This window comes from Pseudomonas sp. p50(2008), from assembly GCF_015351605.1.
Lineage (GTDB): Bacteria > Pseudomonadota > Gammaproteobacteria > Pseudomonadales > Pseudomonadaceae > Aquipseudomonas.
This window is the reverse complement of the sequence record NZ_JACMYF010000002.1, coordinates 233,883-252,087: the sequence shown is the minus strand read 5'-3', so window position 1 is coordinate 252,087 and position 18,205 is coordinate 233,883. Positions and strand designations below refer to the sequence as shown.

Genomic DNA, 18,205 nt, shown 5'->3' with positions numbered 1-18,205 from the left:
CCCTCAGGCGACCTCCTCGTACCACGGGCCAAACGGGTCCGTCAGCAGTCGCCATCCCTCTTCGCCCAGTTTCATTTCGTCGTCAGTCAGCAGGCACTGGTCGAGTTGTTCGTTCAGTTGATCGAAGTCGATGTTCTGGCCAATGAACACCAGTTCCTGACGGCAATCACCTGTGGCGGCCGTCCAGTTCTTCATAATATCGGCAGTAGTTTCTGCGTCCTGTGGCCACTGGTTTTTCGGTACAAAACGCCACCAGCGCCCGGCGTAACCATAGCGCATCAAACCACCCGCTTGAGACCAGCTACCGGCGTCCATGTGCTTGCTCGCCAGCCAGAAGAACCCTTTGGAGCGCAGCAGCTTGCCGTTCTCCCACGATCCGTTGATGAAGTCGAAAAACCGCTGCGGATGAAAGGGCTTTCTCGCCCGATAAGCAGTGGAAGCAATGCCGTACTCCAGCGTTTCCGGCACGTGCGCGCCACGCAGCTCCTGCAACCAGCCGGGTGCCTGGGAGGCCTTCTCGAAATCGAAGCGCCCCGTATTGAGGATCCTTTTCAGAGGGATTTCACCCATTACCATCGGGATGATCTGTGCCTGTGCATTAAGCCGTTCAAGAATCGCGATCAACTCCTCGCGCGCGCTGCTGCTGATAAGGTCGATCTTGCTGATGAGAATGACGTCGGCGAACTCGATCTGTTCGATCAACAGATCCGTGATGGATCGCTCGTCTGCCTCGCCCAGGGTTTCACCACGGGACGCAAGGCTGTCAGCGGCCTGGTAGTCGATCAGGAAGTTCACGCCGTCAACGACGGTGACCATGGTATCGAGCCGCGCAATGTCAGCCAGGCTCTGCCCGTCTTCGCCGCGAAAGGTGAAGGTTTCTGCCACCGGCAAGGGCTCTGAGATCCCCGTGGATTCAATCAACAGATAATCAAACCGACCCTCCTTGGCGAGTTTGCTTACCTCCTCCAGCAAGTCTTCGCGAAGGGTGCAGCAGATGCAGCCGTTGCTCATTTCCACGAGTTTTTCTTCGGCGCGATTTAGGCTGACGTCGCGCTGTACTTCGCTGCCATCAATATTGATCTCGCTCATGTCGTTCACGATCACGGCGACGCGCAGGTTCTCGCGGTTACGCAATACGTAGTTGAGGAGCGTGCTTTTACCGGCGCCGAGAAAACCCGACAAGACGGTGACGGGGAGACGATGGGGCATCAGGCATTCCTCATAGTGGTACGCGGGTCAGTGGAGCCAGTTCAGGAAAAAGGCGTAGGCGAGTTTAATGTAATAACATAACATGTCAAACTCGCTTCCACGACGGACCTGCTTATGAATGCGCTGACTTTGCCGGATATCGCCATCCAGCCCTCTCGCCAATCTCTGCCACTCGATTGGGTCGGCATGTGCGGCATTGCACTTCCAGTCTTGATTAACGGGCAGCAACTCGCTGCAAAAGTTGACGCAGGCGTGAGTCTCGACAATGAAGAGGCGCGAGGCATCCACATGTCACGGTTGTATCTGGCGCTGGAAATGCTTGAGAACGATCAGCTGACACCTGCGTTATTGCACAGAATATTAGAGCGTTTCATCGACACGCATGAGGAGCTTTCCAACAACGCCTATCTCAATATTCACACGGACTTGCTGCTAAAAAGACCGGCACTGATCAGCCCACTGAGCGGATGGAAAGCCTATCCGGTTAGCATTCGGGCAAGTCTGAAAAATGGATTGTTCCACGTGGAACTATCAATAGACGTGTCTTACTCCTCAACATGCCCCTGCTCGGCAGCGCTGGCTCGGCAATTAATCCAGCAACAATTTGCCAATGACTTCGGGGAGAAGTCACTCAATCTCGATGACGTATTGAATTGGCTTGGCTCTACAAACGGCATCGTTGCGACGCCCCACAGCCAACGCAGCACCGCACATTTGCGGTTGCGTTTGAACGATGACTGCAATGCGCTTCCGCTGATCGCGATCATCAATGATGCAGAAATGGCGCTCGGCACTGCGGTTCAAACCGCGGTTAAACGCGCCGACGAGCAAGCCTTCGCCTTGGCCAACGGCCAGAATCTGATGTTCTGCGAAGATGCGGCTCGACGCCTGCACGCCGCTCTTAAATGCGTTCCAACTATCAATGCTTTCCACCTGCGGATCATTCACGCAGAAAGTCTGCACGCCCACGATGCCGTTGCAGAAAGCCGATGGAATTGGGAGGCCACATAATCCGATAACGGAGCGCGGCCTTCCCGTTCCCATAACCTGTGGATCAGGCTCGCGGTTTCACCGTCCCGCAGTCCTGACCCAACCACACAGCTCGGCTCTCCAGACTGCCCTTCTGCTGGATACCCGTGGCGTTGAACGTGCCGTTCACCTTGGTGGTGAACTCGCGATCACTGAGGAAGGTGGCAACGCCGGCGCCTTGTGCTTTCGGACAGCTGAAGCGGAATTTCCACTGGTTGCCACTGCGATCAGTGATTTCCTGTTTGCAGCCCGATTGTGGGTCAGTGAGCGGAATGTTGTCCGTCTTCACCTGCTCCGGTGTGAGGCACGCGCGTATACCTTTGCCACCCATGGTGATCCCCTGCTTTTCCAGCTGAGCGCGCTGTTCAGGGGTCATCTGACCTTGCAACTGACCAAGGATCAACTGCAGATCCGGCAGGTTCTGGTCATCGACCTTCATGTTGCTGGTGGTCAATTCCCACAAACCGGGCTGAAGCATCTGTGCCTGAGCGGCCAGAGGAAGTGCCAAACCCAACGCCATGGCCAAACCCAGAAGACGAACGTTCATCGAGTAACTCCTGATCAGTAGTGGCCGTTAGACGTCAGCCACAGGCATCGGTTCATGGGCCATTTAATTAGCGACATTCTGCACGGAACATGGTCTGTTAAGCACTGAATCTTCAGGAGCAAGGCTGCCCCATGGATTATTTTGGACCACACATTTTCGGCTACATGATTGCACTGCTTCACACGCTTGGCTCGATCGCCGCCGTCCACGCCGTGCTGACCGTACGCACCGCACAGGGATCCATCGCCTGGGCCCTCTCGCTGGTGTTCATTCCCTACTTGACGCTAATTCCCTACCTGGTTTTTGGTCGCAGCACCTTCGACGGCTACATCAAGGCGCGTCGCCAAGCTAACGAAGAGATGCGCAAAGCGATCTCCGAGCTGAACTGGCGCCCTTGGGTAGAAGAAGCGCTCACCGCACGCGCCTCGAACGCCTATGCGTCGTTACGAGCAATGCCCAAGCTGGGGCGCATGCCGTGCCTGGCCAACAATGAAGTGAGCTTGCTGATCAACGGTCAGGCTACGTTCGAAGCAATCTTCGGCGCTATCAGCCACGCCAAAGAAGCTGTTCTGATCCAGTTCTTCATCATCCACGACGACCGTCTCGGCCAGCGCCTGCAAAACCTTCTGCTGAAGAAAGCCGCTGAAGGGGTGGCGATTTATTTGTTGTACGACCGAATCGGCAGCCACTCGCTGCCCCACAGCTATGTGCAATCGTTGCGAGATGCAGGTGTCGAGGTCAAAGCGTTCGCCACCCGAAGCGGCTGGCTCAATCGCTTCCAGGTCAACTTTCGTAACCACCGCAAGATCGTCGTGGTGGACGGCGTGCTCGGCTTCGTCGGCGGGCACAACGTCGGTGATGAGTACATGGGGGAAAAACCCCCGCTCGCACCGTGGCGTGACACTCACGTCCAGGTGCGCGGCCCCGTGGTGGCCTGTATGCAGGAATCCTTCGCGGAGGACTGGTTCTGGGCCGCCCGCTCGCTACCACCCCTGATTTTGCCGGATGTCTATCCAGATGACGGCGTACTCTGCCAATTGCTCGCCAGCGGCCCTGCAGACGCCTACGAGACCTGTTCGTTGTTCTTCGTGGAGGCCATTCACGCGGCGACGGAACGGGTGTGGATCACCAGCCCCTATTTCATCCCCGACGAAGCCGTATTTGCCGCTCTGCGATTGGCCGTGTTGCGTGGTGTGGACGTGCGCCTACTGCTGCCTTCACGGCCCGATCACCGAATCGTCTACGCTGCCTCCAGCCTTTACGCCTTCGAAGCGGTACGAGCCGGCGTACGAGTGTTTCGCTACCAGCCTGGTTTCCTGCATCAGAAGGTGGTGCTGATCGACAGTGAAATCAGCGCTATCGGCAGCGCCAACATGGACAACCGTTCGTTCCGGCTTAACTTCGAAGTGATGCTGCTAACCGTCGACAGTGTGTTCGCCGGCGAAGTGGAACAGATGCTCACCGACGACTTCGCGCAGGCTCACGAGATCGCCAAAGAAGAAAGCCGGGAGACCCACCGCCTGCAACAGGTCGGCATGCGGATCGCCCGGCTCATTTCACCGATCCTTTAAGGCGTGTAGATGTCGTCGCGGGTCCATGGCAATTCATGGCTGCCATCGGGGTGAGCTTTGACGGCCAGGATCTGGTGGAGATTGATCCAGCCCCTGGCGAACGCGTAAGCGCAGCCAGCCAGGTATAACCGCCAGATCCGCAACGCCTGCTCCGGCACCTGCTTGGCAGCCGCTTCCAGATTGTCCTCCAGGCGCTCGCTCCAATGATCGAGCGTTCGTGCGTAATGCAGGCGCAAACTTTCGACGTCGACAATTTCCAGACCCGCTTCACTGATCTCGGCAGAAATCATCGACAGATGCGGAAGCTCGCCGTTAGGGAACACATACTTCTCGATGAATTCACCGGCGCCACGCCCCACCGGACGGCCATCGGTGTGCTTGGCGGTGATGCCGTGGTTCATCACCAGACCGCCCTCTTTCACCGCGCCGAACAGAGTTCTGCAGTACTCGGCAAGGTTAGCGTGACCGACGTGTTCGAACATGCCAACACTGACCACCTTGTCGAACCGACCGTCCTGAGGCAGGTCGCGATAGTCGAGCAGTTGCAGTTCCACCAGGTCATCCAGCCCTTCGGCAGTCACACGCTCCCGGGCGAGGGCCAGTTGCTCTTTGCTCAGTGTGATGCCGAACACCCTGGCGCCAAACTCCCGCGCGGCATAACGCGCCAGGCCACCCCAACCACAGCCAACGTCCAGCAGATAGTCGCCGGGTTGCAGGCGCAACTTACGGCACAGATGGCGGAATTTTGCTTGCTGGGCTTGCTCGAGGGATTCGCTACCGGTCTCGAAATACGCACAGGAATACGCCATGTCGCTGTCGAGCCAAAGCTGATAGAACGCGTTGGAAAGGTCGTAGTGGTAGGAGATTGCCTTGGCATCGGTTTCCTTGTCGTGAACCGTGCGAACAGGCTGATTGTCATCGTCCTCGCCCACCAACGCCTGACTCCACTCGTCGACGATGCGAATCACATCGCTGATGGACCCTTCCAGTTCGAGCTTCCCTTCGACAAACGCCGCTCCTAGCGCGTCAAGGGTGGGATGGGTGAGCTGGGTAACCATTTGCGGGTCCTTGACCACAATGGTGACGCTCGGCGTCGGCCCCAGATTGTATTCATGGCCGTCCCAGAGTCGCAGGCGTATCGGTAACTGCAGATTCTGTAAGGCCGGTGGAATGTGCGCGAGCATGGAGAATCCCCCTTGTTTCAGACGTCTGATTGAGAGGGTAGACCATCCTTGAAAAATAGCTGGCTATCGAATTAATAGCCGTTTTCTATGATTCACCGCGGCAATAAAACCAGCGCTGCGAACCCACAAAGTCCTTCGCCCTCACGCAGATGACTGCAAAGTTGGCGTGCAGTTCTGAAAATGTTCATTGAGCACTCATGTCCTCTTTCATTTTCAGCAGAGGCTCCTGGAAGCGCAACAAACGCCCGGCATTCCCCAGCACCAGCAACGTGCTGAAGTTATGCAGCAAAGCGGCAATCATCGCCCCTGCGGCGCCGAGCCAGCCAAACGCCGCGAAGGCTACAATCGCGAGGGTCCAGCCCAGGCCAATGATCACGTTTACCTGCAATGTGTGGCGACATTGGCGGCTTAATCGCACACAGGTTCCGAGCCTGCGCAGGTCACTGCCGATCAGCACGATATCGGCTGATGCCAGTGCAATGTCAGCGCCACCCGCGCCCATGGCCACGCCGACTACGCCAGCCTTCAGCGCCAGTGAATCGTTGATCCCGTCACCGACCACCATCGGCCGGAAGCCGCTGCCGATTTCCTGCAGCACACGATTCAGCTTGTCCTCAGGCAGCGCCTGCGCTTCGACATCTTTGATGCCCACCTCTTCAGCCAGGGTGTGCGCGACACTCTGGCGATCACCCGTCAGCAGTAGCTGGCGACCCAAACCCAATTCCCGCAACTCGCTCAAGGCAAAACGCGCCTCGGGTTTGACGGTATCCGCCAGCAACAACCACGCGAGGAATTCGCCATCGAGCGCCAGGCCGGCAATCGGTCCGTCGTGTTCAGGAACGGCACTGGTGGTAATACCCAGTTGAGCGAACAACTCTGGCCGACCCAGCGCGGCTTCCCCCGCCTCGGTCATTGCCACCACTCCAAGCCCCTGCCGTTCACGAATGTCCGAGAGCAGCAGGAAATGCTCCTGGTCGACCAGGCCAGCGAGCGCACGGCTGACCGGATGACTGCTGGCGGCCCCAAGGCTGGCAGCCAGATTCAGCACCTGGCTACAATCCGCCAGCGGGCTGTCGATGGATTGCAGGCGCAAGGTGCCGAAGGTCAGCGTCCCGGTCTTGTCGACCACCAGCGATGTCAGATCAGCCAGCTCTTCCAGAAACGCAGAGCTGCGAATCAGGATGCCGTGTCGAGCCGCAACCGCCACGCCTGCGATTGCCGTAGCCGGCGCTGACAGCACCAGGGCGCAAGGACAAGCCGCCACCAATACCGCGAGCATCGCCTGCGCGTCATTGGTGATGAACCAGGTGACGGCAGCCAGTAACAACACCAGCACCATGTAGCTGCCCGCGTAGCGTTCCAGCAAACGGGTAATCGGCGGCTTGGAACGCTCGGCGCTTTGCATCAGCGCGATGACTTTACCCAACGTCGATTCATTGCCGGTGCGGGTCACTTCGATGCGCAACAGACCATCGAGGTTGATCGCACCGCCAAAGACCGGCATGCCGACACCGGCCTCCATCGGTACCGACTCACCTGTAATTGACGCCGTGTCGAGGCTCGCCTGACCGGACAGCACACGACCATCGGCCGGCACTCGATCACCGGCTCGCACCTCCACAATGTCGCCAGCTTTGAGCGTGCCGTTATCGACTTCGACGATGCTGCCATCCGCCTGGACCTTGCGCGCATGACTACGCGTCAGTTGGCCCAGCGCATGAATGGCTTCCTGCGAACCGATGACACTGCGCTCTTCCAGTACGTGACCGAAGATCATGATGATCGGCAGCAAGGCGGCGGTCAGGAGATCGCCAGTGGCCCAGGCGCCCAGCATCGCCAATGCAATCAGTTGATCGGTGATGCCGTGCAAGCTGGGGTAACGCAGGCTGTACCAGGCCGAACGCATCACCGGGATGGCCACCAGCACGGAAGCAAATCCCAGCAGTAACTGACTGACGCCTTTCTGCTCGGGCGACAACCAGCGCCAGACCAGGCCGAGCGTCAGCAGACCCAGAGCGAGCATCGCCAGGGTCAGTTGGCGTGCGGCACTGCGTTGTTCAGCCGAGGACAACATGCTCGGTGCCCCGGCGGTGTGCGCAGTCATTGTGCAGCTCCCTGAATGATCAATCGTGAATCGTCTTTCGGGTTGACCGTGGTAACAGATCCAGCCTGGCCGAGAATTGTTGGCATTCGTTCACGGTAAATGCGCAGCAGCATTTGCGGGTCGGTTCCCTCCTCCTGCGCCTTCGCCAGGCTCAAAACGGTCGCTGTGTCTGCCGAGGCTTTGGCCAATCGTTCGCTCGCCTGGGCATGAGCCACTTGCAGTGAACGGTCGGCTTGCTGATTGGCGGTCTGGTTGAGTTTCTCGGCCTCGGTGCGCGCGTTGGCGACCGCTTTGTCGGCTTGCTGACTCGCGGTCAAAACGGCGTTGAACGCGTTGACCGCTGGCCCCGGCAGGCTCGATTGAACGTCGACGCGCGCCACCTCAATACCCACGCCCTGCCCCGTCGCTGTCAGTTCGGCCAAGCGCTGATTAATGCCTTGCACCAGATCACCCCGCAACCGTTCGCGTCGTTCGGCCGCCTGATTGTCGGCGCCGATCAATTCGGGACGGGCGACCAGAATGGTGTCCAGATCGCGAGCTGCCGTGAGGGCGACGGCGCTGCGTGTCACCAACCGATCGAGTGCCGGCAGTACATGATCGCCTTGCAGGACGAAGGCATACGGGTCGGTGACTTTGTAGAACACCCGGACATCCAGTTGCACCACGCCCGCATCCCCGGTCAGCAGGTAACCGGAGCCCGCTAGCGCATCGCTGATCGGCGTCGCAAAACTTGCCACTCGATCAGCCTGCAGGGCGACATCGCTGCGCAAGAGATTTTCTACACGACGCTCGATAACACGGTCCGCCGCTGGCAGCAGGATCACTTGTTCAAACGGTCGCGGCCACGCGAGCAACAACCCCGCATTTTGAATTCGATCCAGCGCACCAAAGTGCAGAACCACCGCGCGGTTCTGCGGATCGATCTGCCGCACATTGGAGAATGCCCACGCCAGCGCGGCTAACACCGTCACCGCGTACAACCCCAGAAATGCCAATCGCCCCGCTTGAATCCAGGGGCTGTTCAATTCATTTGTTCCACGTGGAACCCTGTTCATGGCTGCAACCCAGTCTTGTTTTCGAGCGTCGGTGGACCGTCCACCAACACGCGAAATGGCGCTGCATCCGTTCGCAAAATCAACTCGGTTCCTGGCGTGACGATCGTGCCCAAGGTGTCCAGAGAGCGGAGCAAATTGTAGAGCTGCGGCGAACCCGCGTAAGCGCGACCATAAATCTGCGCGGCTTCAACCCGGGACTGGGCTTCGATGTCAGCGGCTTTAACCGTCGCATCCGCTTGGACGATGCGTGCATCACGTTCTGCGGCTGAGCGTATTTGTGCGGCTTCGCGCTTGCCGATCGCGGTACGTTCGGTGGCGATGGTTTCTCGCTCGGCGCGCATTCGATCGACCGTCGCGGTCAACGTCACCGAGGGCAATGTCAGGCGTTCAATCCCCACCTGCAGCACACGCACCCCGTAGGTCGCCAGCAACTGCTGATCAATTTGTTTGCGCAGTTGCGTTTCGAAGTCAGCGATACGGACCTGATTGGCGTCGGTGTTCACCAGATTAGCCAGGTCGAAACTGCTGGCTGTGGTTTCCAGCGCCGAGCCGACAAACGTACGAATCTGCCGGGCCGCTTCATCCGGCTGGTTTTGCACCGCGCGCATGAAGCGCTGGACGTTGTCCGGATCACCTTGCACCTGCCACGCGACATAGGCCTGGACGATGATCCGCAGACCGTCCCGGGTGCCGACATCCTGCAACCCGCTCGACGTAGTGCGCAGTCGAAGATCGACAGGAATCGCCGCTTCGAACGGTGCCGGCCACCGCCAGCCAAGACCCGGTTCAAGGAGCACTCGCGACGGGTTGCCGAAGCGCGTGATCACCGTGGCTTCCCCGGAACGCACTTGCACCAGACTTGCCGCTGCGATGGCAAACGCTACCAGCAATGCCGCCCAGCCCATGCGTCGCCACGGGAAAGGACCCGCTTCCTCGGGAGCACCGTGGTGGTGATGGTGATGTCCATGGTGATGCCCGCCATGACCGTGTTCATGGCCGCTGTGGTCATCGTGATCGTGAGTATGCGACTGGCTCAATGGGCAACTCCTGGCTGAGCGGTAGAGCGTGCTGGCACAGGGTCAGCTGGCAAGGTGAAGGTACGGAGGTCGATGGTGGGTGCGTTACCAGTGCCGCCCAGACGATGATCGAGGATCAACAATCTGGCGTTGGCGAGACCTTGTGAGAGCTGACTTAAATACTGCTCCAGCACGAAGGCCTGACCGGCACTGGCGAAGGCTTTTTGTTCTGCGGAAAATTTCAGATCGGCAGCCTGAGCAGTCGCGTTGATTTCCCGGGCGCTGGCGGTTGCCTGATCGCGCGCCATGCTGGCCTGTAACTGCGCTTCATTGGTAGCCTGCGCCGCCGCACCGCGCTCTCGGGAGATCAATGCTTGCGCGCCGATCTGCGCAGCTTGCACGCCGTGATAAGCATTGGCTGCACCCGCCGGCGGGTGAATCGCCTCGACCACGGTCGCGAGAATTTCGACGCCACTGTCCAGTTTCTTCAGGTCTGCCTGCACGGACCGACCGATCTCTTCGCCCAGCCCTACCCTGTCATCACCGAGTAACCCATCCAGGGTGCGCGACGCAAAATCGTGAACCAGAATCCGGCTGGCCGTGCTGCGAATCAATGTGGGTATGTCAGCGCTGTTATAAGTCGCCGCCAGCGCCGCCTGATCAGTCAGGCCGATGCGATAGACAAAGCGCACGTCCATGTTGACGATCTGGAAGCTTTGTTTGTCCGCGCGGCTACTGGCGATGACTTGGGATTTATCGTTCACATGACTGGCGTCCCACAAGCGATTGGCAGTCGTTGGGGCCGGGCCTTCCGCAGGGTCGGCCAGAACCGGTAACGGGTTCTCGCCGACACTGGTGGCCAACTCGTGAACCACGCCATTTTCAACGCCCAATACCCGGCCCAACGGCCACGGTAATCCGGCATGTAAACCAGGGCCAAAGACCTCCACCGGCTTGCCGAAACGTTCGTAGATTCCGCGCCCTTGCAGCGGTATTTCATGGATGCCCGTCAGTGCCCAGCCAACAATCGACACGAAAACCACCACCGGCACAAACGCCCGGCGCATGAACGTGAAGGCCCAGATTTGCCGCAAGTCGATACCAAAACGGTTATGCAATTCATGCTGCAGCGCCAGCAACGGTTGCGGTGGCCAGCGCAGCATTTCGGCGACAAAGCTTCGCGCCAGCAGCGTTGGTTCCAGTTGCTCGCGGCGGGGACTGAACAGCGAAAGCACCGCGCGTAGCAGCAACTCGATCGCAACAAGTCCTGGCAGCAAACCGATCAACACCGCCAGTCGCACGGGCCACACTGCTGTTTCACCCGCAAACAACAGGCACAGAGCGCTTAACACCAGACAGATGATGGAGACGCGTGTCAGTTGCGCCAGCGCCCCGGCTTCAGGCCACTGTGCGGTGTTTTCCTGGGCGAGTTGGCGTTCGAACACCAACAACCCGAATGCCAGCAACAACGACAGCGCCGCGCCAACATGGGCCGCCAAGCCTAAGGCGATGGGCGGCAATGCCAGGTTCCAGACCTGGCTTACGCTGAACAGCACCAGAAGAGCCCACCCACCGAGCCACAGTGTCGGTGGGCCGATCTGCACCAGTGTGCGCAGCCATCGTTCATTGATGCGGTCCAACAAGCGCTCATACCAGCCCAACGGCACAGGCTCGTCATCCGTAACGATGGCGGGCACCCCTGCTGGCGGGTTCAACGCCCTCGCGCGCCATTGCGTCACGAACCGGGCCGATTGCAGGCCGGCAATCAGCACCAGCAACCCGGCACTCTGATTGACCAGCAAGGCAGGCCAAGGTGATTGCGCTGAAAACAGCCTGACGAAGAAGGCCAGTAGCAACCCGCCAGCCACGATAGCGCCCAAACCGATCAGCAGCTGACGCAATCGTCGCCCCTGGAAGACTGCCTGTTGAAAGCGCGGCAGTCCCGCGACTACCACCTCTTCTGAATCGAGATCGACTTGCATACCACCTCAGATTGTTTCGCACGCTGCTCAATTCGTTACGATATAACGAAAGTAGTGAAATATTTGTACTTAATTGCTCTATCAAAAGCGGCGCAAGCTGTCGCTTGGCTGAAGCCTTGACCGAAACGTGCGGCATCGCACATATTACGTTCGTAATTTTATCGACCAACTACTTTTAACCCTTCCCGATCCCTTTCTAGCCAGGAGTACAACATGAGCACTTATGACGTCGTGATTCTCGGCGGTGGCCCCGGTGGCTATAACGCAGCAATCCGCGCCGGCCAGTTGGGCCTGAAAGCCGCCTGTGTTGAAGGTCGCGCCACACTCGGCGGTACCTGCCTGAATGTCGGCTGCATGCCCTCCAAGGCGCTACTGCATGCCTCTGAACTCTACGAAGCGGCCATGGGATCGGAATTCGCCAACCTGGGTATCGAGGTCAAACCCGTCCTCAACCTTGCCCAGATGATGAAGCAGAAGGATGAAAGCGTGACCGGCCTGACCAAGGGCATCGAGTTTCTCTTTCGCAAGAACAAAGTCGACTGGATCAAAGGCTGGGGGCATATCGACGGACCGGGTAAGGTCACGGTGACAGACAGCGCCGGCGGTAAAACCGAACTGAGTGCCAAGGACATCATCATTGCCACCGGGTCCGAGCCCACCCCCCTGCCGGGCGTCACCATCGACAACCAACGCATCCTTGATTCCACAGGTGCGCTGTCACTGGCCGAAGTGCCGAAGCACCTGGTGGTGATCGGCGCCGGCGTGATTGGCCTTGAGCTGGGTTCGGTCTGGCGTCGCCTGGGTGCGCAGGTGACGGTCATCGAATTCCTCGACCGCATCTGTCCCGGTGTGGATGCCGAGGCAGGAAAAACATTGCAACGCTCGTTGAGCAAACAAGGCATCAGCTTCAAGTTGAGTTCGAAAGTCGTCAGCGCGACCACCTCGGCGAACGGCGTGCAACTCAGCGTTGAACCCTCGGCAGGTGGCACTGCCGAGTTGCTGGAAGCCGACTATGTGTTGGTGTCCATTGGGCGCAGACCCTTCACTGAAGGCCTGGGTCTGGAGAATGTCGGCCTGGCCACCGATAAACGCGGCATGCTCGAGAACAAGGGCCACCGCACGGAAGCCGCTGGGGTTTGGGTGATCGGTGACGTGACCTCCGGGCCGATGCTTGCGCACAAGGCTGAAGACGAAGCCATGGCCTGCGTCGAGCAAATCGTCGGCAAGGCTGGCGAAGTCAATTACAACCTGATTCCTAACGTGATCTACACCCGGCCTGAGCTGGCGAGCGTCGGTAAAACCGAAGAGCAATTGAAGGCTGAAGGCCGTGCTTACAAGGTCGGCAAATTTCCTTTCACCGCCAACAGCCGAGCGAAGATCAACCATGAAACCGAAGGCTTCGCCAAAGTCTTGGCTGACGAGCGAACCGACGAAATTCTCGGCGTGCACCTGGTCGGCCCGAGTGTCAGTGAAATGATTGGCGAGTACTGCGTGGCAATGGAGTTCAGCGCATCGGCGGAGGACATCGCCCTGACCTGTCATCCACACCCAACGCGCTCTGAGGCGTTGCGGCAGGCGGCGATGAATGTGGAGGGGATGGCGACGCAGATGTGATGGTTTACCGAAAGATGTGTTTTGCCTGTCCGGTCGCCATCGCGAGCAGGCTCACTCCTACAATGGAGCTGTGACAATTTGAGAGTTGCTTGCTCGCGATGTCAGCAACTCGGTCTACAGCGGCAGATGCTCCAATGGCAACCCGCCCGGTGCCTTGACGGTGTGAATCGCAAAGTTGCTGCGAATGTCACTCACACCGGGCAATTTCAATAAGCTCCCCGTCAGGAACCGGTCATAACCGCGCAGATCCGGCACCACGACTTGCAGCAGAAAATCCGATTCCCCCGACACAAGAAACGCCGAGATCACCTCGGGCAGCGCCGTTACAGCCACTCGAAACGCTTCGGCCTGTTCATCATTGTGACGCTCAACCTTGACCCCAACGAACACCGTCAAGCCCAGTCCGACTTCGTCACGGTCCAGATTGGCCTGGTAACCGCGAATCACCCCCGCCTCTTCAAGCATCCGCACGCGCCGTAAACACGGCGATGCGGACAACCCGATTTCGTCAGCCAGTTGCACGTTACTCAGTCGGCCTTCTCGTTGCAGCGCTGCGAGAATCTTACGGTCGTAGGCATCCAGTTTCATTTTTGGCAGATCCCGATGGCTTGAGCGGAAATACGTGGCAGATTATGCCAATACTGACTCCATTAGAAGCAATCATCGCAACCACCTGCCCCACCCTTGCATCCTAGACTGTCACTACCAAATCGACGACGAACGGGTGCGACATGGATGGACTCTGGCTGTTTTTCATGGCGTTGGCGGTTGTGTATTTGCTACCGGGGCCGGACATGATTCTGCTTTTGCAAACCGGTGCGCGACAGGGCAGATCTGCTGCACTGGCGACCGCTATAGGCTTGGGCATCGCCCGAGGTTGCCATGTGGCGCTGGCGGCGTTGGGGCTGGCGGTGCTGTTCAAAGCAGCGCCCTGGACGTTTGACGTGGTGCGGCTGGCGGGCGCTGCGTATCTCTTGTGGATTGGTATCCAATGCTTGCGAACCACCCTGCTGCCAAACCTCGACAGCAGCGTTACGGCACCCGCAAAGACGCGGTGGCGTGAGGCGATTCAGCGAGGGTTGCTCACTAACCTGCTGAACCCCAAGGCACTGTTGTTTTGCTCGGTACTGTTGCCGCAATTCATCGACCCTCACGCCGGGTCGGTGCTTGCGCAGTTCGCGGTACTCGGCGTGATGCTGGTCAGTGTCGGCTTGTTGTTCGACAGCGCATACGCGCTGGTCGGCGCTGCGATGGGCCGATGGTTGCAACGCAGTCCTTCGGCTCAACGCTTGCAGCAATGGGTGTTCGGCAGTTTGCTGATCGGCTTCGCGGTGCGACTCACCTTTGTTCAGCAAGCGTGATCAAGCTCGCGCCTTGCGTTTGCGGCGATTGATCAGCACCAGGGCCAGCGCGGTAAACGCCACGACCCCACCCATCTCCAGCCACTTTTTATAAGGCCGAAGCGTGGCGCGGATCGGGTCTATCGCCTGAGTCACGTAACGTCTGTCGGCCTTTTCGAAATCTGGATAAGGGCAACTTTCACCGAAGAACACCGCCCATTGCACATAGGGTCCTTCTTTAACGTAACGTTGATAGAAGGCTGTTTTTTCTTCCGGATCGGAATTCCATCCTGTTGCCGCACACAGTACCGCTGCGAAGGCTTGGCTGGTATGAGGCAGATTGTCGGCGGCGCGACTGGCCAGCGCATTGGCCACGTAGCGGTAGTGATAGCGCTTATCAGGTTGTGCGACGCTGGCTTGCTGACGGTTCACTTCCTCTTGAGCCACCAGAGGGCCAACGTTCAGCTCGTTATTTTCAAGGCTGTAATTGCCGCCGAAGGTCGCGTAATCCGGGGACATTTCGTAGCCCAATAACTCCATGCCGTTGTAACGAGCGAGTTGGGCGGCATGAAAATAAGCAAAGGCACGCTTGGTTGGCCACCACTTCGATTCGGCGTCGTTGCGCACCTCTGCATACCACTTGGCCGTGGCGTACAACCCGATACTGTCAAAATACACGGGCGCTTCGTCATAGCGCCCTTCCCGCAACAAGCGGCGCCCCAGCAGGTTACGCAACTTTGCAGAAACCGACAGAGGCGCGACATCGCTGTCCTCCTGACCGGAAGCGGTCATTGCATAGTCAATAAGATCCTGCTGACTGAAGGCTTTCGGTACCGGGACTTTCGTATCCACGTACTGCTTGAGTTCATCGACGGTCAACACGCGCTCAGCCACGGTGGCTGCATCGAGCCAGTAAATATCCCCGCTGTGATACAGCTGATCGAACGCCTGCAGGTAATCACCGCGCTGCAAGGCCAGAATCGCGCTTTCACCCTCGACCCGACATTTCGGCTGCAATGTTTCATAGTCGAATTCCGGCGTGCGTCGATCCCCCCAGGATTCAGTTTGCGGGAATGCCTGAGCCGCCTTTGCATACGCTGCGGCGGCAGCGACTTTATCCCCATCGCGCAGCGCCAGTTTCGCCCGTAGCCACCATGCTAATCCTCCGTCCCCTGCGTGCTCGAGGAACGCTTTGGCGCTGGCGTAATCACCTTGCTGATAATTGACCGCCGCCAGCCGATCAGCGTTCTCGAGGCTACCTCGCGTGCTGTTTTGCAGCAGTTTGATCAGTTTCAGTTCATTGGGTGGCTGATCACCAAATGACCAACCCAGACGGCTGATCAAGGACGCAGTCACCAGTTGCTGCACCGGTCTCCCCGTGAGCAACTGCGTTAACGGTTCTTCAGACATCGCGGCCAGTTCGGCGGTCAGCTGTTTCAATGAGCTGTAGCCCACCGGCGATCCATGGAGATTCTGTGTGGCATAGAGCTCGATGGCGCTGTTCCAGTCGCCCGCCGTTCGCGCCACACGAGCTTCTTCGCCGAGACTGGCGACACCCAGTTCCAGAGGATCACTGAAGCCGTCGATGCTTAACTGTCGGGTTTGCTGAAACGCCTCACGAGCCTGAGACAGAAGCTCTGAGGCCGCGTCCGTATCGGCGCCCATCGCGAACAGCGCGCGGCCCAGGGAGTACGCGGCCCATGTGCTTCGCAACGCTCGCTGATCCGCTGGAAGCGCCAGCACTTTATGGAAATATTCGGTCGCGAGCGGGAAATTCCCGGCGTTGAACGCTGCAGCGCCTGCCAGATACAACCTGAGTTCCGCCGGTAAGTTCGCACCCTGCATTTCGACCTGATGTGCATCCGTCAGCCCGCGAAGCTGTTTCACCATTGCCTGCTGGTCTTCGGTCAAACCCGCCAGCTCGGCTTGGCTCCGTTGCTCCACATAGTCCGCCCCATCGCCGTAGCCGACATCAGGTGTGCGGGTGGCAGCGGTGACATTTTTGAGCCCGGCAATGGCATGCCCGAGGCGGCTGATCTCGAAGCGGAAATTACCTTCTGGCAGCTCCGCCAAGGTCTGGGCACGATTGTCGAGCAGGCGCATCGGAAAGTCCGGCCCGCAGGCCAGTGCTGAACCCAGCGGTAAGCCAAGGCTCAAGCACAGGAGATGACGGGGCCAGTTACGGGTGAACATTTGAAGCTCCTTGATCGATTCGTGCGCAACGAGCCCAACCGATAGCGCGTTGTTCGCCGGCGAGTATGCGACCCTCACTCAGGCGCGTGAAGGTCAGCACATCCGGAGTCTGTTGCAACGCATAACCTGCCAGCGCATCGGCACCTTCACAGTTTTTCACGGCAAGCGTTACACGCGAGGGCCAGGCTCCGTCGAGATTGCCCTGGTTGATCACGCTGATGTCATTGAGACCTTCTTGCGCTGAGAGTTCGATCGTCAGCCGATGCTCTAACGCCTCACCCCGAGCCACAGCACCCAAGGTCGTCAGGCTCCAGGCCCGGCGGTCGTTTGCCAGCGGCAATCGGAACCAGATCAGGCCCGCCAGATGCGCGGGCGGATCGTCACGAAGATCACGAGCGAGCTCGCTGAGCTGTCTAGGATCAGCCATCAACTCTCGGCGCTCCCCGACCTGCTCGAGGGTCACTTCACTTTCCACAACAGGTGCGCCCATGGTCTGTGGTAGCAAGGCAACGCCATAGGCGGGAAGCGCAAGATAAAACGGCTTCGACGTCACACGGTTCCATTTCTCGACCCATTTTTTGGTCTGTTCCACGTGGAACAATCCACGTCGTGGATCACTCACCGCGTGCACTTGCAACACGCTGCTGTCGACGGTCGCCAAGAGCGCCGACAGCTCAGGGCTGTCGAGCCAGGCTGGCAGCGCGGTAATGCTAAGCGGCAAGGAGGGCGGCAAGGCACTGCGCAAATCAGTGAGAAATTTCTGATAGTCCGGCAGACGAGCATTCCCCGCGTCGTGGTCGATTTCCACGCCAGTGACAGTCAACCCCTGCCCTTGCCAATCGTTGAGCAACTGCAGAATCTGCGCGGTGATTTCGGTCGGTTCGAGGGACTTGAGTTGACCATCGAGGCGAATAACCGCAATCAGCGGTCGCGCGTCCCGCTTGAGCAAAGCAGGATCGATACGCGCCCTGCTCCAGCCTGCTTGAGGGAATGCCTGCAATGCCAATACGCGTAGGGTGGAAAATTCCGCGCGGCTGCCGCGCAACGCGATTTCGTGCGCCGGTGTCCACTGGCGCTGCCAGACATAGAGTTGCTGATCGAGCGGCGGTGCGTCGGGTTGTTCGCAGCCATTGAGCAACAGCACCGAAAAGAAAATTGCCCATGGGCGCACGCGGGAAAACATAAAACACCTTGAGCAAAAGTGATTCTGTAGCAGCTGCCGAAGGCTGCGTTCGACTGCGCAGCAGTCGCGAATCTTGATGCTCAGTTTAAAGGGATCTCGCGATACTTGAAATTGACGACGGCTGCGCACTCGAACGCAGCCTTCGGCAGCTGCTACAAGTTATTCATAACGAGCAGGC

At 58.8% G+C, this 18,205-nt stretch carries 14 protein-coding genes; 4 read left to right on the top strand and 10 right to left on the bottom strand.

Annotation, left to right across the window (positions count from 1 at the left end):
- Positions 1-3: 3 nt before the first annotated feature.
- Positions 4-1,209 carry a zinc metallochaperone GTPase ZigA gene (gene zigA / locus H7698_RS06215; RefSeq protein ID WP_194690875.1) on the bottom strand — a complete coding sequence of 402 codons (1,206 nt, stop codon included), beginning with the start codon at positions 1,207-1,209 and terminating at the stop codon, positions 4-6.
- Positions 1,210-1,323: 114 nt separating this feature from the next.
- Here zigA and folE2 point away from each other — a divergent pair, with 114 nt between their 5' ends.
- Complete coding sequence (folE2, locus tag H7698_RS06210) at positions 1,324-2,220, top strand: GTP cyclohydrolase FolE2 (protein WP_194690874.1); 897 nt, start codon at positions 1,324-1,326, stop codon at positions 2,218-2,220.
- Between the two features lie 43 nt (positions 2,221-2,263).
- Here the strand turns inward: folE2 and H7698_RS06205 are convergent, their stop codons facing one another.
- The gene (locus tag H7698_RS06205) at positions 2,264-2,785 is read right to left on the bottom strand and encodes a DUF3617 domain-containing protein (RefSeq protein ID WP_194690873.1); all 522 of its coding nucleotides are present in this window, start codon (positions 2,783-2,785) and stop codon (positions 2,264-2,266) included.
- 131 nt (positions 2,786-2,916) lie between these two features.
- Here H7698_RS06205 and cls point away from each other — a divergent pair, with 131 nt between their 5' ends.
- On the top strand, positions 2,917-4,356 hold the full coding sequence (gene cls / locus H7698_RS06200) for a cardiolipin synthase (protein WP_194690872.1): 1,440 nt from the start codon (positions 2,917-2,919) through the stop codon (positions 4,354-4,356).
- Here the strand turns inward: cls and cfaB are convergent.
- The 5 genes from cfaB to hflK (H7698_RS06175) form a co-directional block, all read right to left on the bottom strand.
- Complete coding sequence (gene cfaB, locus H7698_RS06195) at positions 4,353-5,540, bottom strand: C17 cyclopropane fatty acid synthase CfaB (RefSeq protein ID WP_162437642.1); 1,188 nt, start codon at positions 5,538-5,540, stop codon at positions 4,353-4,355. The two genes, cls and cfaB, sit on opposite strands and share 4 nt — an antisense overlap.
- 184 nt (positions 5,541-5,724) lie before the next feature.
- Positions 5,725-7,644 carry a cation-translocating P-type ATPase gene (locus H7698_RS06190; RefSeq protein WP_194690871.1) on the bottom strand — a complete coding sequence of 640 codons (1,920 nt, stop codon included), beginning with the start codon at positions 7,642-7,644 and terminating at the stop codon, positions 5,725-5,727.
- On the bottom strand, positions 7,641-8,699 hold the full coding sequence (hflK, locus tag H7698_RS06185; RefSeq protein WP_194690870.1) for a protease modulator HflK: 1,059 nt from the start codon (positions 8,697-8,699) through the stop codon (positions 7,641-7,643). Before hflK (H7698_RS06185) ends, H7698_RS06190 begins: the two co-directional genes overlap by 4 nt.
- Positions 8,696-9,736: a protease modulator HflC gene (gene hflC / locus H7698_RS06180; protein ID WP_194690869.1), complete on the bottom strand. Its 1,041-nt coding sequence runs from the start codon at positions 9,734-9,736 to the stop codon at positions 8,696-8,698. Before hflC ends, hflK (H7698_RS06185) begins: the two co-directional genes overlap by 4 nt.
- A complete protein-coding gene (hflK, locus tag H7698_RS06175) occupies positions 9,733-11,697 on the bottom strand; it encodes a protease modulator HflK (protein WP_194690868.1) in 1,965 nt (654 codons plus the stop codon). The genes hflC and hflK (H7698_RS06175) overlap by 4 nt, the downstream gene beginning before the upstream one ends.
- A gap of 213 nt (positions 11,698-11,910) precedes the next feature.
- Here hflK (H7698_RS06175) and lpdA point away from each other — a divergent pair, with 213 nt between their 5' ends.
- Positions 11,911-13,311, top strand: a complete 1,401-nt coding sequence (lpdA, locus tag H7698_RS06170; RefSeq protein WP_194690867.1) for a dihydrolipoyl dehydrogenase — start codon at positions 11,911-11,913, stop codon at positions 13,309-13,311.
- Between the two features lie 114 nt (positions 13,312-13,425).
- Here lpdA and H7698_RS06165 read toward each other — a convergent pair whose 3' ends face one another.
- Complete coding sequence (locus H7698_RS06165; protein ID WP_194690866.1) at positions 13,426-13,899, bottom strand: Lrp/AsnC family transcriptional regulator; 474 nt, start codon at positions 13,897-13,899, stop codon at positions 13,426-13,428.
- Between the two features lie 143 nt (positions 13,900-14,042).
- On the opposite strand from H7698_RS06165, the gene H7698_RS06160 reads away from it, so the two are divergent.
- Positions 14,043-14,672 (top strand): LysE family translocator, encoded by a 630-nt coding sequence (locus tag H7698_RS06160; RefSeq protein ID WP_194690865.1) that lies wholly within the window; start codon positions 14,043-14,045, stop codon positions 14,670-14,672.
- Here H7698_RS06160 and H7698_RS06155 read toward each other — a convergent pair whose 3' ends face one another.
- Both H7698_RS06155 and H7698_RS06150 read right to left on the bottom strand, forming a co-directional pair.
- Positions 14,673-16,844: a hypothetical protein gene (locus tag H7698_RS06155; protein WP_194690864.1), complete on the bottom strand. Its 2,172-nt coding sequence runs from the start codon at positions 16,842-16,844 to the stop codon at positions 14,673-14,675.
- Complete coding sequence (locus H7698_RS06150; protein ID WP_194690863.1) at positions 16,831-18,027, bottom strand: DUF3142 domain-containing protein; 1,197 nt, start codon at positions 18,025-18,027, stop codon at positions 16,831-16,833. Before H7698_RS06150 ends, H7698_RS06155 begins: the two co-directional genes overlap by 14 nt.
- Positions 18,028-18,205: the final 178 nt, after the last annotated feature.

Coding starts and splice junctions, on each gene's coding strand:
- hflK (WP_194690868.1), bottom strand. CDS start 11,697: ATGCAAGTCGATCTCGATTCAGAAGAGGTGGTAGTCGCGGGACTGCCG.
- H7698_RS06165 (WP_194690866.1), bottom strand. CDS start 13,899: ATGAAACTGGATGCCTACGACCGTAAGATTCTCGCAGCGCTGCAACGA.
- H7698_RS06155 (WP_194690864.1), bottom strand. CDS start 16,844: ATGTTCACCCGTAACTGGCCCCGTCATCTCCTGTGCTTGAGCCTTGGC.
- zigA (WP_194690875.1), bottom strand. CDS start 1,209: ATGCCCCATCGTCTCCCCGTCACCGTCTTGTCGGGTTTTCTCGGCGCC.
- H7698_RS06190 (WP_194690871.1), bottom strand. CDS start 7,644: ATGACTGCGCACACCGCCGGGGCACCGAGCATGTTGTCCTCGGCTGAA.
- folE2 (WP_194690874.1), top strand. CDS start 1,324: ATGAATGCGCTGACTTTGCCGGATATCGCCATCCAGCCCTCTCGCCAA.
- H7698_RS06160 (WP_194690865.1), top strand. CDS start 14,043: ATGGATGGACTCTGGCTGTTTTTCATGGCGTTGGCGGTTGTGTATTTG.
- H7698_RS06205 (WP_194690873.1), bottom strand. CDS start 2,785: ATGAACGTTCGTCTTCTGGGTTTGGCCATGGCGTTGGGTTTGGCACTT.
- cfaB (WP_162437642.1), bottom strand. CDS start 5,540: ATGCTCGCGCACATTCCACCGGCCTTACAGAATCTGCAGTTACCGATA.
- hflK (WP_194690870.1), bottom strand. CDS start 8,699: ATGAACAGGGTTCCACGTGGAACAAATGAATTGAACAGCCCCTGGATT.
- H7698_RS06150 (WP_194690863.1), bottom strand. CDS start 18,027: ATGTTTTCCCGCGTGCGCCCATGGGCAATTTTCTTTTCGGTGCTGTTG.
- lpdA (WP_194690867.1), top strand. CDS start 11,911: ATGAGCACTTATGACGTCGTGATTCTCGGCGGTGGCCCCGGTGGCTAT.
- cls (WP_194690872.1), top strand. CDS start 2,917: ATGGATTATTTTGGACCACACATTTTCGGCTACATGATTGCACTGCTT.